Genomic DNA, 14,596 nt, shown 5'->3' with positions numbered 1-14,596 from the left:
GTATCGCCAATGATCCGGCTACAGCTTGGGCGTGAGGTCCAGTGAGGTCACCGTGGTCATCTTGGTGACCAGCCAGTGCGACCCGTCGCGGACCAGCTGCACGCGGTAGGACAGGTACTTCGTCGCCGGGATGTCCTTGGTCAGCGGGCTCTTGGAGGTGGTGTTGGTGTAGACGATCGCGGTGGCGTCCGAGCCGTTCAGCGACTCGACGGCCGCGCCGACCACCTCGGTGCTGTTGGTGACCTTCGCCTGCTTGTTGGTCGGCACGATGGCGTCGACGTACTTGCGGTACTGGTCCTCGAAATCCCCGGACAGGTACTTCGCCGACCGATCCGGCAGCTTCTCCATGTCGTCCGGTGTGTAGGTCCACAGCGTCGTGATCGCCTCGGCGGCGGTGCGGGCGATCACCAGCTTGGTGTCGACGGTTGCCTGGTCCACCAGATATGGCTGAACGGCCGCACCGGCGAAACCACCGGCCGCGACAAACAGGGCCGCCGACGTGCCCACGGCGAGCGCAGTCCTGTTGCGACGCAACCAGTTCGGTCGCTTCGGCGCCTCGGCGGCGGCCGTTGTCTCGCTGTCAGCCGCGGTTTCGGCCTCGGTTTCGGCGGCCGTGCCCTCGGTCGTGGCCTCCGGTGCGGCGTCGGTCAGATCACCTGCAGCAGGTTGCTGATCTTCCACGGACCTCCTGCACCTCCTTCTTGGGTCACGGTGACCACCCAGCGACTGCCGCTTTCCACGGTCTTGCCGTCGGGCATACGGGTTTTCGTCGTGGCGGCCGCCACCACGTCGGCGCTGCCGTCGCGGTTCCAGCGTTCGATACCCACGGCCTGCACGGTGCCCGTCGTCGGCTCGGCCCGCGCCACCTGGATGACGACCTCATTCATCTTGTCCTGGTACAGCTTTGCGAACTGCCCAGTGCCCTGCGCCAACACCTTGTCGGCATAGTCGTTGGCGTGGAACGGGTCGATCGACGTGTAGTGCGTGACGAATCCGCGGACGAAGCTGAGCACGGCCACATCTCGGACCGCGTCGTGTCGCTGGGTTTCGCGTTTCACCAACAGCAGCGTGCTGGTCGTGATCGCGGCGATGATCAACACCGCCGCCAAGCTCGCCACCAGCGGCAGCACCCAGCGCCGCGGCTGCCGATCGGGCAGCCGGAACAGCTCCTTGTCGTCGGCGTCGACCTTGCGGCGGGGACTCATTTCGCCTCCCCCGCCGGGTTCGGCTTGGCCAGCACCGACAGGTTGGCCACCTGCCATTGGCCGCTGGCGGACCGCTCGAAGCTCACCTGCAGGGTGGCGGTGATCAGCCGCTGCTTGGGAGCCTCGCCGCGCTGGCCCTGCATGAGCAGTAGCATCTCCGCCCGATCCCGGGTATTGGTCAGCACGGCGCTGTTGGTCACCCAGTAGTCGTTGTCGACGGGGCCGCTCTTGCGCACCGAATCCTGTTCTGCCACAAGCTTTTGCCGATAGCTGTCGGTGGCAAGGCCACGGGCGCGGGCGAAGTCGCTGTCGATCGAGGCGACGTCATAGCTCAGCATCTGTGTGACGATCTTGGGTCCCTCGACCGCGAGCTGCTGGCGGGCTTGCTCGACGGCGCGTTCGGGCCGGTACACCCCGAAGTAGGCCAGTGCCGTAGCGCCGACGGCCAGCACGGCAAGCATCCCCAGCACCACCCCGGCCAGCCTGCGCCGGTTGGGCAGTTCGCCCTCGACGCGGTGGACTTCGGTGCGGGTCAGCAGGTCGGCGAAGGTTCTCCCACGCGAATCCCACAGCGGCCACAGCCAGCCGAGCAGCACCGCGACGGTGTCGAGCAGATGTGCCAGGTCGCGGACCAGCAGTCGCCACGGGCCGACCGATCCGCCGTCACGTGTGACGACCGCGATCCCGGCCAGCGAGCGGCCCAGCGTCCACCCGGTGATCGCCGGCAGCAGCCATCGGTTGACGGCGACCGCCAGGAACACCGCGCCGGCCAGCGACACCGCGACCCACCACAGCCATCCGCGCAGCGAGGCGGTCCATGCCACCAGCAGACAGGTGGCCACCACGCCGATACCGAAGAACACGTCGACGGTGAACGCGCCGGCACGCGCCGGCCAACTGGCCGGCACCCCGGCCACAGCCACGTGGGCAACCTCGGTGGCGTCGACGTCGGCCTCGGTGCCGGTGTCCGCTTCGGGGACCGTCACCGTCACTTGCTCACCTGGTCGAGGTTGGCGATCTTGTACGTGCCTCCCTCGGGCATCATCTTGACGCGCAATCGGTAGCCCTGTTCCTGATCCTGGGCCGCGGAGTTGGACACCTTCACCCGCACCGCCACCAGGACGTTTATCGAGCCGTCGTCGTTGTGCTTCTCGACAGCCGCGCGCATGTTGGAGACCTGGACCTGAACCTTGGCGGCCTGATAGGCGTCGACCAGCAGTCCGCTGTAGAGGCTGGCCTGCGCGGCGAAATCACCGGTCGAGCACTCGACGATCTTCTGCTGGCTGGCGGCCATTGCGTTGGCGTCCGGCGCCTGGGTGGCGGTGACGCAGTCCTTGGCCGCGGCCAGCGCGACGGTCTCGTTCCGCGCAGCGGTCACGCTCTTCTGGTGCGACCGCAGGGCGAAGTACCCACCGGTCGCGACGAGCAGGCTCGCGATCACGAGTCCGGCGACAACAAAGCCCAGGCGGCGACCGCTCAGCCGCGACCCGCGCGGCGCAGCGTCGTCGGCTGTTTCGGTCTCGTCGACCGGTTCCACATTCGTCGACTGTTCCGCCTCATCGAGTGCGGCGTCGTCGTCGGCTGGCGGGTTGGGGGTCAGCCGGCCGGAGCCAGCATCTCCTTCCATCCGTCGTCTCCTGTACTGCTCGAGTTCTTGACGTCGTATTTCACGCCGTCAGGACCGGTCACTTCCCCACTCTGGGGGCTATAGACGGCCGTATTACTTGCTGCCGGAGTGTACGTGCAGGGGTTTGGTTGTTGGCCGTTGCACTGCACGGTGCCCGTCCCGGGTGGACTGAGCGGGTCACTCGTCGGTGGCGTCGGACCTGGCAGCAGATCGGCCGGCAGCGGGTTCATCCCGTTGTTGATCGACGGTGCCGGTATCACGGTACCGGGGTTCACCGGCTGATCGCACCGAGCACCGGGGGCCGGGCAGTTCAGCACCTGGTTCGGGTCGCCGTACCAGGGGTTGTTGCCCAGCGGGGTGTAGGGCTCGTTGCTGCGGCATTCCATCGGTGTCGCGGCCCGCTTGCCGGGCACGTCGACACAGGGGAAGTTACGCGCGCCGCGGACCACGTTGGCCGGGGTGTCCTTCGGGATCTTGCAGTAGAGGTTGTTCTCCACCGGCATCGGCCGAAGGTCCGCCGGAGCACGCCACTGGCTGGCAGGCAGGAAGCCGGTCAGACACGGCGGCGGCTGGTTGATCGTCAACCCGAAGTCCAGCGCGGCCTGCCCCGGATACGGCGCCGACACCGACTGGGCCACCGAGGCACCCTGCGGAAGAAGCACCAGGGACTGCTCGACGCCCTTGTGATAGCGCTTGAGCATGTCCAGGATGATCTCCAGGTTCGCCAGCGTCTGCGGCAATGACTCGCGGACATCGCTGAACACCGCGTTGACCGCATCAGCGGTCGGCGCGGCCTGCCTCAGCCCGTCACGCAGCGCCTGATCCTGCTGGGCGGTCTGGGTGGTGATCGTGTCCAGATTGGCCGCCCACCGCTGGATCGCATCGCCGGAGTTCACCTGGCTGTCCACGATCGGCGCCGAATTCTGGATGATGTCGTTGACGTCCTGAATGTTCGTCTTGAAATCAGTCACGATCGCCTGGGTGCCGTCGACCAGCCGCTGCAACGCCGGGCCCAAACCGCCTACGGCTTGGGCGGTTTCGTTCAGCAACACCGGAATCTTGTCGGCAGGCAGCGCCGCGAGACCCTTGTTGGCCGCATCCAGCGCCGGGCCGATCTCCTCCGGGACAGTCGATTTGGTGATCGTCTGCCCGGCGGAGAAGTACTGCCCGGGATTGCCGTCGGACACCAGGTCGAGATACTGCTCGCCGACCGCGGACACCGAGTGCACATTGGCGGTGGCATCAGCGGGGATCTTGTACTTGTCGCTGATGCTCATCGTCGCCCGGACACCGTTCTCGGTGGGCTCCACCTCGGTGACGCGGCCGATGGTGATGCCCCGGTAGGTGACGTTGGCGGTCGCGTACAGGCCGCCCGAGGACGGCAGGTCCGCCTTCAACTCGTACTGCCCGATGCCGGCCAACGTCGGCAGCCGCAGGAAGTACCAGCCCAGCACCAGCAGGGCGATCACGGTCAGCACGCCGAACATGACGAGCTGTGTCTTGATGAAACGGGTCAACATCTAGTCGTCATCCCTCACTCGCCGCGCTCGACGAACGGTCCGCCACCGTCGGTCATGTTCGGGTGAGGCGTGAACCGAACATCCGGGATCATCGTCTGCGGATCGCGACCCCAGGCCTGCTCGAGCGCACGCAGCATTCCGGAGACACCGGTACCGGTGAGGAATGCGTTGTCGATCGAGCTCAGCGTCAGGTCGAAGGTGGCCGACGTGTTGATGTAGTCACCACGAATAACCTTCGGGATGTTGTCGATCGGGTATGGGGCCGTGATGACCAGCTTCAGTGAGTCGATCAGGTAGGGCGCCGCCCGGCCGAGCTGCTTCAGCGGTCGCTGCAGCAGCGCGAGGTTGGTGTCGAAGTTCTCCCGTGCTTCCGAGAAGGTGTCGGCGGTGACCTTGCTGAACCGGCCGAGCGCCTCGACAGCACCGGTGAACCGGTCCCTGGCGTCCGCGAAATACTTGATCAGCGGCGGGAATTCGGTCAGCACCCGATCCAGGGTGTTGTTCCGCGCTGCCACGATCGTCAGCAGTTCGTTGGTCTTGTCAATCGCCCGGGTCAGGTCGTCACGCTGCTGATTGAGCTGATCGGTGAACGTGTCCAGCTTGGTCAGGAAGTCGCGGATCTGTTCACCGTTACCGTCCAGGATGTTGGCGACCTCGGTCTGGATGACCTCCAGGTTGGAGATGCCGCCGCCGCGCAGCACGGTGGCGATGCTGGCCAGGGTGCGCTCGGTGGTCGGGAACGACTGCGAGTTCTTCAGCGGAATCGTCGCACCGTCGCGCAGCGGCTCGGACGACGGATTCGGCGGCGGATCCAACTCGACGTGCTGGGTGCCCAAGAGACTGGTCTGGCCGATGCGCGCAATTGCGTTGGCGGGCAACTTGACTCCGGGCTGCAAGCCAAGCGTCAGCGTCGGGATCCAGTTCTTCAGCTCGATGGCACGTACCGTACCGACGAAGACGTCGGCAACCCGGACCCGGCTGTTGACGTTGAGGGCCAAGGTATCCGGCATCTGGACGTACACCGTCATGGCCTTCTCACCGGTTCCAGGGCCACCCGGAATCGGGACGTTGGCGATCCCGCGCCAGCCACACGATGTCAGTATCATCGCCGTCAGGACCAATACGAAACCACGCCAGCCGAACCGACGGGTGGTGCTCAGGATCGCGCTCACTGTGCACTTCCCATCTCAGCGGGCAGCGGCGGACCCGCGGGTGCCGGTGCGGCCGGGGCCGGGGCAGCCGGACCCGGGGCGGTGCCTCCGCCATAGATCTGCTGCGAGACCGGCAACGGTCCGGGGATCACGTTCGGGCCTGGCGGTGGCGGCGGGATCGCGCCCGGATACCACGGCGGCGGCAGCGGATTGAGCTGGTCATAGGAGTTCGACGGAGCGCCACCGCGCGGACCACCCGGCGGGTAGTTCACGGGATCGGGCCCACCCATCAACGCGGCCAACGAATCCGGCGTCAGCATGTTGGCGGTGAACGCCTGGACGTCCACGCCCTGCATACCCGGCGCGACGATCCAGCCCTGCTCATGGTTGCCGTGCGAGAACAACGTGTCGCGCGACCAGATGCCCGGCACGGTCGTGTCCTTGTATCCGGGAGGCGGCCGCAGCCGTTCCTCGGAGTAGGCGATGTACTTCGGCAGCGTCTCGGCGGTCGAGAACTGGTTGACGCCGAACGGCGGGAAGTTGAACTTGATCGCATCCATGATCGGCGCCAGGTACTGCGCGCACATCTCCGCCGAATCCTGGTAGCCCAGCCGGCTGCCGGACTGGATCGCGCTGCAGATGAACTGCATCGGGTTGGCGAAGCTCGCAATCGTCGGAATGGTCACCAGCGCACCGTGTGTCGGGTGGTAGATGTTCTGCAGGTTCGCGGCCAGGGTCGGGTAGACGTGCAGGACCGTCTCCAGGCCGTTGCGCGACTCCGGCTGCAGGATCGCGGTGGTGACATCGCTGAGGTTGTTGATGTCCTTGCTCAGCAGCGAGCCGTTGTCGTTGACGAACTTGCGCGCGGTGGTCAGCAGGCTGTCAATGTCCTTGACCGCTTTGGCCACTTCCTGATCGGAGTTGCTGAACGAGTTCGTGAACGTGGCCAGGTCGTTGTTGAGCGCCACGAGTTGCTGATCGCTCTTGTGCAATGCGTTGACGAACAGCGCCAGGCTCTTGAGGACGGCGAAGAAATCACCGCGGCCCTCGTTGAGGGCGCTCACCGCGTCGGAGAGCGCCTTGAACGTGGTGTTGATCTGCTGGCCCTTGCCCTCAAGGCCGTTGGCGAAGGATTCCAGGACATCACCGAAGGGGCCCTTGGGCTGTTCGGGTGTCGGGCCGAGCTTGGTGACGATGTCGGAGATCTGGTTGCGCAGATCGTCCCACTCCACCGGCACCTGGGTGCGATCGATCGGGATGACGGCGTTGTCGGCCATCACCGGACCACCGGTGTAGGCGGGCGCCAACTGGATCACGCGGGAGGCGACCAGGCTCGGGTTGAGGATCGTCGCCGTGGCGTTGGCGGGCACCTTGTACCTGTTGTCGTAGTGGAAGGTGACCTTCATCTTGTCGCCGGCCGGCTCGATCTTGTCGATACCGCCGACTTTCACGCCCATGATCTGAACGCGGTCTCCGGGGTACAGCGCGAGTGCTTCGGGGAAGTACGCCACGACCGTGTTGGTGGTCAGCTTCTCGTACAGCTTGTAGCCGACCACGGCCACCACGAGCGCGATGACCACCACGAGGGTGCCGACGACGACTGAAGTCCGAGACATCTTCGGCAGGCCCAGATTACGAATGTTGAAGACCGTTGACATCGCTTACGCTCCCCCTCCCTGATCGACGGGTGCCAGGTCACCGACCGGCGGCACTTGTGGTCCCGGTCCCGGTGGCGGGATCGGTCCGATCAGTGCGTTCGGCGGCGGGGCGTATCCGGGAATGTCGGTGGCGGGTCCCGGTGTCGGGGCGACCGGCACCGTGCGTGCTCCCGGCGGACCGGGAGCCAGCGGCGGTGCGGGCACACCTTGGATGGCCGGCGAGAGCTCACCCGGGTAGGCGGCACTCGGGACACCCGGGCGGTAACCCGCGTCAGGGTTGGGCGCCGAGATCGGCACGTCGGCGCTCGGGTAGCCCGGTCCCCCGAACGGTCCCTGGGTCAGCCCGGCGCACGGCAGCGGGTTGTTGTTGGTCGGGATTCCGTCCGGCGGCGGGGTGTAGGAGCACGGCGAGCCGGGGCCGACCGCGGGACCGGGGTGGTCCGGCGTGCCTTCGAGCGGAATCGGAGCCGGCGGCGGAGCACCGTTGGGCTGGCGCTGGCCGTTGGGATCCGGGAAGCGGAAGGCCGGCAGGCCCGCGTTGCGCCAGAACTCCTCGGGGTCGATGCCACGCTTCTTGAACGCGGCGTCCACCCACGGCTGCAGGATCTGGTACGGCAGCAGGTTGACCACGAGCACCTTGAAGTACGGGCCGGAACCGATGGCCTCGGCCAGAGCGCCCATGAACTTGGAGGCGGTGATCAGCACGTCGGACAGATCCGTCTTGTGCTTGACGAGCACATCACTGATCGTCTTCAGCTGTTCCAGAACATGATTCAGATTCGGATTGTCGTTGACGAATCCGGTGAACTGCTCGGAGATCTCCGAGATGTTGGACAGCAACGCGTCGACCTCGGACCGGCGCTCGTTGACCGCGGCCAGCAGCGTTTGGGCGTTGACCGCCAGGCGGTTGATCTGCTCGCTGCGGTTGCCCAGCACGGCGGCGACCTTGTTCGCGTTGGCCAGCAGTTGCTTGAACTGCTCGTCACGCTTGCCGATGGTGTCGGAGAAGCGCGCCACACCGTCGAGTGCCGCACTCAGGTGCGGGTAGGTCTGATCGATGGTCTCGGACAACACATTCAGCGATCGCTTGACGGTGTCGATATCCCACCCGGCGGCTGCCTTCGTCACGTCGAACACCGCGTCGTAGATCTGGTACGGCGTGGTGGTCTGTCCGACCGGCAGTACCCCGCTGGCCTGCAGCATCTTGCCGCCGCGCGGTTCGATCTCCAGCACACGCTTGCCCAGGATCGTCTCGGTGCGGATGGCGAGTCGGCTCTCGGTGCCAATCTGCCTGGGGCCCAAGTTGAATCCGATCAGCACCTTGTCGCCGTCGATCTTCAGCGACTTGACCTCACCGACGTCCATACCGGCGATGCGGACCTTGTCACCGGGGTTCAGGCCGGCGCTGTCGGTGAACTGGCCGTAGTAGGCAGGCTGGGCGAAGAGCTGTGGAACACCCGAAAAGCTCTGTCCCACAGCGATTACCAGGATGATGATCAGGATGCCGGCCAGGCCGTTCCTGATGCGATTCGAACCCTCTAGCGTTCTCATTGCGGCGTGCACCTACCCGAGGGCTGCTGAGTGATCTTGACCGTGCGGACGGGGCCACCGGGCTGTAAGCCGTTGAGCTTCAGGTTGATATCGCACAGGTAGAAGTTGAAGAAGTCGCCGTAGATACCGCCGGCGCGACCGATCATCTTCACGGCCACCGGCAACCTCGTCAGCAGGTCGTCCAGTCGGTCCTGGCCGTCGGCCAGCGGCTGCTGGATGGTCTCCAGCTTGGCGATGGTGTTCTGTAACTGCGGGCGGTCGTCAGCCAGCAGATCGCCCAAAGTCCCTGTGGCGTCGCTGATGTCGGCAACCGATTGGGCCAGTGGGTCAGCGCGGTTGCGCAACCCGGTGATGAGCACCTCGAAGTTGTTGACCGTCTGGTCGAAGTCCTTCTCGTGCTTGACGGTGGTGTCCAGGACGGTGTTGAGGTTGGTGATCACCTCACCGATGGCCTGATCCCGGTCGGCCAGCGCGGATGTCAGCTGGGCGGTCTGATCGAGAATGTCGTTGATGGTGCCGCCCTGTCCCTGGAAAACCGTGATCAGCGACGAGGCGATGGTGTTGACCTTCTGCGGGTCCAGTGCCTTGAACAATGGCTTGAACCCACCGATGAGCGCGTCGAGATCCAGCGCGGGCTGCGTGCGCGACATCGGAATGAACCCACCGGCAGGCAGGATCCGGTCGGCACCCTCGCCGGTGCCGCGGTCGAGATTGACGTAGCGGTTGCCGATCAGATCTTGGTATCGAATCTGAGCAGTGGTCGACTGATACAGCGGGAGCGTCCGATCGACGTTCAGTGTCACCAGAACTCGGTCGCCGTTGCCGACGAGCTTGATATCGGAGACCTTGCCGACCTCGACGCCACCCGCGCGGACGAACTGGCCGTCACGCAAACCGCTCGCATTGCTGAATTCGGCTGTGTACGCGGTGGTTCGGTCGAAGCGGAGCTGGCCGAACACGACGATGATGATCGCGGTGAAGAGCAGCAACACCAACGAGAATGCTGCGAGTTTGACTGCTGTGCCGGTGATTCTCATGGGTTGATCGTGTTCTCCCCGACTTGGCGACCCCACACGTACTCGGTGAGGAGGGGCTGGCCGAGCTCGAAGTGGTTGTACGGGGCGATGGAAGCACCGTCGTCGACCACCATGTGCGGTGCCGGCCAGAAGTTGCGATCGACCTTCTGCCAGCAGCCCGGCGCACCGCCGGGGCCGCCGTGCCCGTTGACTCGGGGCAGGTTGTCCGGATAGACGTACGGGTTGGGGGCACCGAGGAATTCGGTGACGGTGTTCAACGAATAGCCGTTGCCGCCGAACGCACCGAGCGCATCCGGGAGGGCTTCTGCTTCACCCTGGATCTGGCAGTAGAGCTGAGGGCTGTAGGTGTCCAGCAGCTGGGCGGTCGGCACCAGATCGGCCTGCCCACGCACGAAGTACGGCTTGGCGCGCTCGAAGATTTCGGCGCCGGTGTTGCCGAACCCGGTCGACGCCAAGAGCGCCGCGTCGAGGTCTTTCTGCTGCTCGTTCAGCGTGCGCGCGGTGGTGACCGCATGGTCAAGGGCGTCCCACAGGTCGGGGCTGGCCTTGATATAGACGTCGGCGAGGTTCGACAGCTGCCGAATGTCCGTGCGGATCTGCGGCATCTGCGGATTGACGTCGTCGAGAACCGCGTTGCCGTTGACGATCGACTGGCCGAACTTGGTGCCCAGCCCGTTGAGCGCTTCAGCGGCCGCGCTCAGAGTCATGTTCAGCTTGACCGGGTCGACCTTCTCCGAGATCGAGGTGACGGTCTCGAACAAGGTGTTGAACTCGGTGGTGACCCCGGAGGCCGTGATGACGTCGCTGCTCGAGATGCGGTTCTTGACCGGATCCTTCGGGCTGGTGAACGACACGGACTTGTTGCCGAAGACCGTGCTGGCCTTGATCTGGGCGTCAACGTTGGCAGGGATCAGCGAGATGTAGCGCGGAGCGACCTCGAGGGTCAGTTCGGCTGCCGACTTTCCGTCGCGGTTGACCTCGGAAACCTCGGTGACTCGGCCGATTTCGACGCCGTTGTAGGTGACCTTCGAACCCGGGTCCATCACCAGACCGGCGCGGCCGGACACCACCGTGAGCGTGGTCTTGGGCGTCAGATCCCCACGGAATTGGAGGTACACCAGCGTGGCCAACACGACGGCCAGCAGTAGAAACACCACACCCGCCAACTTGATGGGCGGGCGCCGGGATGAGTTGAGTGGCGACGTCATCGGCGCTACACCGTGAGATTGAAGTTCGGGTTGGTGCCGTAGAGCGCCAACGAGGCCAACAAAACGGTCGTCGCGACGGCGACGATCGATGCGCGCATCGAGATTCCGACGGCCTCACCCACGCCGACCGGACCGCCGCTGGCGTTGTAGCCGAAGTAGCAGTGATTGATCATCACGAACATCGCGATGATGATCGCGACGACGAACGACCAGAACACGTCGTCGGGCCGCAGGAAGGTCCGGAAGTAGTGATCGTAGGTACCTGTCGACTGGCCGTAGAACACGGTCGTGGTCAGCTGCGCCGCCAGGAACGACAGCAGCAGCGCCATCGCATAAAGAGGAATGATCACGACCATGCCGGCGAGGATGCGGGTCGACACCAGGTAGCTGATGGACTTGATGCCCATCACCTCGAGTGCGTCGATCTCCTCGCTGATGCGCATGGCACCCAACTCGGCGGTGGCGCCGGCGCCGACCGTTGCGGCCAGTGAATGACCGGAGACCAGGGGCGCGACGACGCGGACGTTCACCAGCGCCGCGACGAATCCGGTGAAGGCCTCGACGCCGATGTTGCCCAGCGACGCATAACCCTGGATCGCAATCAGCGAACCGCCGGACAGCGTCACGAAACCGACGATCGCGATGGTGCCACCGATGACGGCCATCGCGCCGGTGCCCATTCCGATCTCGGCGATCAGTCGCAGGGTGGCGCGGCGGTAATACCGCAGTGCGTGCGGGATCTGGCCCACGGCGGTGACGGTGAACCAGGCCACGTCACCGACCCGGTCGATGAACCGGCCCGGGGCCGACGCCCACTTGCTGGCGCTGGAATAGGCGCGGGGAAAACGGGACCGAACGACTGCGGCGGTACTCATCTCAGTGCCCCGTTCCGAACTTGACGCCGATGGTGGTCAGCACGACGTTGACCGCGAACAAAGCGACCACGGACAGCACCAGCGTTTCGTTCACCGCGGTGCCCAGGCCCTTGGCGCCGCCGGAGACGGTCAGACCGCGGTAGCAGCCGACGAGTCCGGCGATGAGTCCGAAGGTGAGCGCCTTGACGATCGAGATGATGACCTCCGGCAAGCCGGTGATCAGCGTGAGGGTGGAGACGTAGGCGCCGGCGGAGATGTTCTGCATGTACACACCGAAAATAAAGCCACCGACCAGGCCGACGGTGATCACCGCGCCGTTGAGCAGCACGGCGACGAACGTCGCGGCGACCACGCGGGGCAGAACCAGTCGGTGGATCGGGTCGATACCGAGGACTTCCAGGGCGTCGATCTCTTCGCGGATCGTGCGCGCGCCGAGGTCGGCGCAGATGGCCGTCGAGCCGGCGCCGGCGACGACGAGCACGGTCACGATCGGGCCGAGCTGGGTCACCGCGGCCAGTGCGGCACCGGCTCCGGAGACGTCGGCCGCGCCGAACTCCACCAGCAGGATGTTGATCGTGAAGATGATGAGGATGGTGTTGGGCACCGCCACGGCGATCGTGGGCAGGAAGGTCACCCGGAACTGGAACCAGCCCTGAAGGATGAACTCGCGCCATTCGAACGGCCACTTGGTCGTCGCCTTGGCGGTGAGCACGCACATGCGGAAGAAGCCGCCGATGGCCGTGAGGGCCGGGCGGGCCTTGTCCTGGAGGTACGCGCCGACGCCGGGGTTCGCGGTCGTCACCGGATCACCCACATGACGGGACCACGTCGGTCGTCGCGTGACGGCAGTCCGACTGGCACATATCCTCCTTGCCCCGACCCGCAGTGAGTGAGTGTCGTCTCCCTACTACTGAGTAGTAAGGCGGACCACAGGAATGTACCCGATGCCTGACGGGCCGTGCACCGCATCTGCACTATTGACCCTCCATCCCCACTACTCGATTTTTGTCGCATCCGTAATACTTCGTTCCGCTAGCTGGGATCTGCTGCATCCGAACCGGATTCAGCTCTCACGTCAGTTCCCGGGCTTGCGCTGAAACGAATTCGCAATTCGGTCTTCAGCACCTTGCCGGCGGGGTTGCGGGGCAACGCGTCGACGATCTCGAGCCCCTTGGGGTGCTTGTAGCGGGCCAAACGTTCGGTCAGGAACTCCTCGAGTTGCTCCAGCCGGAGTTCGGCGGCGGAGATCGCGGCGACCGCCACCGGCACCTCACCCCATTTGGGGTGGGCCCGGCCGATGACCGCGACCTCGACGATCGCCGGGTGTGCGGCCAGCACGTTCTCGACCTCCGCGCAGTAGATGTTCTCTCCGCCGGAGATGATCATGTCCTTCTTGCGGTCGACCACCCAGATGTAGCCATCGGAATCCGCGCGGACCAGGTCGCCGGAATGGAACCAGCCGCCGGCGAACGCCTCCGCGGTGGCTTCCGGGTTGTTCCAGTAGCCGGCCATCAGAGTCGGTGCGCGATAGACGATTTCGCCGACCTCGCCGACCGGGACGTCGTTCATGTTCTCGTCGACGACGCGGGCGGCGACCGTCGGGATGACCTTGCCCACCGACCCGCGCTTACGGATCGCGTCGTCACCGAGGAGCATGCACGTCACCGGAGACATCTCGGTCTGGCCGAACGCCGCCAGAATCTTGCTGTCCGGGAAGGTCTCCGACATCTCCCGCAGCAGGGTGTCCGACGCCGGGGCGGCCCCCCACGACAGCGCCCGCAGTTTGATGTCGCGCGGCTTGGCCTTCTGGGCCGCGCAGACCGCTTGCCACTGCGCGGGCACCAAGAAGATGCCGGTGACCCGTTCGGCCTCCAGCACGTCGAGCAACTGGCCCGGGTCGAAGCCGCCGAGCGGGTGGATGACCGTCGGGGTGCCGAGCATCAGGCCGCCGAGGGTGTTGCCGATACCGGCGATGTGGAACAGCGGAACCCCGATGAATCCGACGTCATGGTTGATGTCGGGCCCGGTGGTGTACATCCCGGTCATCGCCTGACCGGCCAGGTTGGTGTGGGTCAGCACCGCGCCCTTGGGCCGGCCAGTGGTGCCCGAGGTGTACATGATCAGCGCCGGACTGTCGTTGGGGATGTCCACCGGCTGGTGCTGCTCACCCTCTTCGCCGATCAGGTCCTCGTAGCCGAGCACCCCGTCGTCCGTCGCGCCGCCGGCCACGATCACGGTGGACAGCGCCGGCGCCAGGTCGCGCACCGCCTTGGCGACATCGGCCAGCACGGTTTCGGTGACCAGCACGGCGGCCTCGCAGTCCTGGACCAGGAACACCAGCTCGGGCGGGGTCAGCCGGAAGTTGACCGGCACGGCAATCGCCCCGAGCTGATTGGCCGCCAGCGTGGCTTCGATGAACTCGGGTCGGTTGAGCATCAGGATCATCACCCGGTCGCCGAACTTCACGCCGCGGCGGTGCAGCGCGTCGGCGAGCTTGGTGACCCGGTGATCGAACTCGGCCCACGTCGTCGTGCGGCCCATGAACCGCAGCGCGGTCGCGTCGGGCTGCATGAGCGCGTGCCGCGCCAGCTGGTTCGTCCAGTTCTGGCGGCGCGCCAGGTACGGCTGCTCGGTGGTCGCGGTCAGCTGACTGGTCACTGGTCTTCGTTGCCCTCTCAACAGTTCCTATAGGCATAAATGGTGCGTGAACCCGGTGGCTGGAGAACGCAGAAATCGTTATATTTGATCAAATCTGTTGTTGCTT

13 protein-coding genes are annotated in these 14,596 nt (G+C 65.4%); all 13 read right to left on the bottom strand.

What is annotated here, in order from left to right; translation table 11 throughout:
* Positions 1-18: 18 nt before the first annotated feature.
* Positions 19-681, bottom strand: coding sequence for a mammalian cell entry protein (locus tag K0O64_RS01095; protein WP_071948150.1), 663 nt, complete (start codon positions 679-681; stop codon positions 19-21).
* Positions 648-1,205 carry an Rv1363c family protein gene (locus K0O64_RS01090; RefSeq protein ID WP_071948151.1) on the bottom strand — a complete coding sequence of 186 codons (558 nt, stop codon included), beginning with the start codon at positions 1,203-1,205 and terminating at the stop codon, positions 648-650. The genes K0O64_RS01095 and K0O64_RS01090 overlap by 34 nt, the downstream gene beginning before the upstream one ends.
* Complete coding sequence (locus tag K0O64_RS01085) at positions 1,202-2,197, bottom strand: RDD family protein (protein WP_083542766.1); 996 nt, start codon at positions 2,195-2,197, stop codon at positions 1,202-1,204. Before K0O64_RS01085 ends, K0O64_RS01090 begins: the two co-directional genes overlap by 4 nt.
* Positions 2,194-2,832 carry an Rv1363c family protein gene (locus K0O64_RS01080; protein WP_071948152.1) on the bottom strand — a complete coding sequence of 213 codons (639 nt, stop codon included), beginning with the start codon at positions 2,830-2,832 and terminating at the stop codon, positions 2,194-2,196. Before K0O64_RS01080 ends, K0O64_RS01085 begins: the two co-directional genes overlap by 4 nt.
* Complete coding sequence (locus tag K0O64_RS01075) at positions 2,802-4,352, bottom strand: virulence factor Mce family protein (RefSeq protein ID WP_071948153.1); 1,551 nt, start codon at positions 4,350-4,352, stop codon at positions 2,802-2,804. Before K0O64_RS01075 ends, K0O64_RS01080 begins: the two co-directional genes overlap by 31 nt.
* Positions 4,353-4,366: 14 nt before the next feature.
* Positions 4,367-5,512, bottom strand: coding sequence for a virulence factor Mce family protein (locus K0O64_RS01070; RefSeq protein WP_276040912.1), 1,146 nt, complete (start codon positions 5,510-5,512; stop codon positions 4,367-4,369).
* 8 nt (positions 5,513-5,520) lie between these two features.
* The gene (locus K0O64_RS01065) at positions 5,521-7,161 is read right to left on the bottom strand and encodes a virulence factor Mce family protein (RefSeq protein WP_220045921.1); all 1,641 of its coding nucleotides are present in this window, start codon (positions 7,159-7,161) and stop codon (positions 5,521-5,523) included.
* 3 nt (positions 7,162-7,164) lie between these two features.
* Positions 7,165-8,712, bottom strand: coding sequence for an MCE family protein (locus tag K0O64_RS01060; RefSeq protein WP_071948155.1), 1,548 nt, complete (start codon positions 8,710-8,712; stop codon positions 7,165-7,167).
* Positions 8,709-9,749, bottom strand: a complete 1,041-nt coding sequence (locus tag K0O64_RS01055; protein ID WP_071948156.1) for a virulence factor Mce family protein — start codon at positions 9,747-9,749, stop codon at positions 8,709-8,711. The genes K0O64_RS01060 and K0O64_RS01055 overlap by 4 nt, the downstream gene beginning before the upstream one ends.
* Positions 9,746-10,957 carry an MCE family protein gene (locus tag K0O64_RS01050; protein WP_071948157.1) on the bottom strand — a complete coding sequence of 404 codons (1,212 nt, stop codon included), beginning with the start codon at positions 10,955-10,957 and terminating at the stop codon, positions 9,746-9,748. Before K0O64_RS01050 ends, K0O64_RS01055 begins: the two co-directional genes overlap by 4 nt.
* Before the next feature lie 5 nt (positions 10,958-10,962).
* The gene (locus K0O64_RS01045) at positions 10,963-11,832 is read right to left on the bottom strand and encodes an MlaE family ABC transporter permease (protein WP_071948158.1); all 870 of its coding nucleotides are present in this window, start codon (positions 11,830-11,832) and stop codon (positions 10,963-10,965) included.
* 1 nt (position 11,833) lies between these two features.
* Positions 11,834-12,634 (bottom strand): MlaE family ABC transporter permease, encoded by an 801-nt coding sequence (locus tag K0O64_RS01040; RefSeq protein WP_071950170.1) that lies wholly within the window; start codon positions 12,632-12,634, stop codon positions 11,834-11,836.
* A 230-nt stretch (positions 12,635-12,864) separates the two neighbouring features.
* The gene (fadD5, locus tag K0O64_RS01035; protein ID WP_071948159.1) at positions 12,865-14,490 is read right to left on the bottom strand and encodes a fatty-acid--CoA ligase FadD5; all 1,626 of its coding nucleotides are present in this window, start codon (positions 14,488-14,490) and stop codon (positions 12,865-12,867) included.
* Positions 14,491-14,596 lie beyond the last annotated feature (106 nt).

The organism is Mycolicibacterium pallens (assembly GCF_019456675.1).
Classification (GTDB): domain Bacteria; phylum Actinomycetota; class Actinomycetes; order Mycobacteriales; family Mycobacteriaceae; genus Mycobacterium; species Mycobacterium crocinum.
This window is presented reverse-complemented; position numbering and strand designations above follow the sequence as displayed.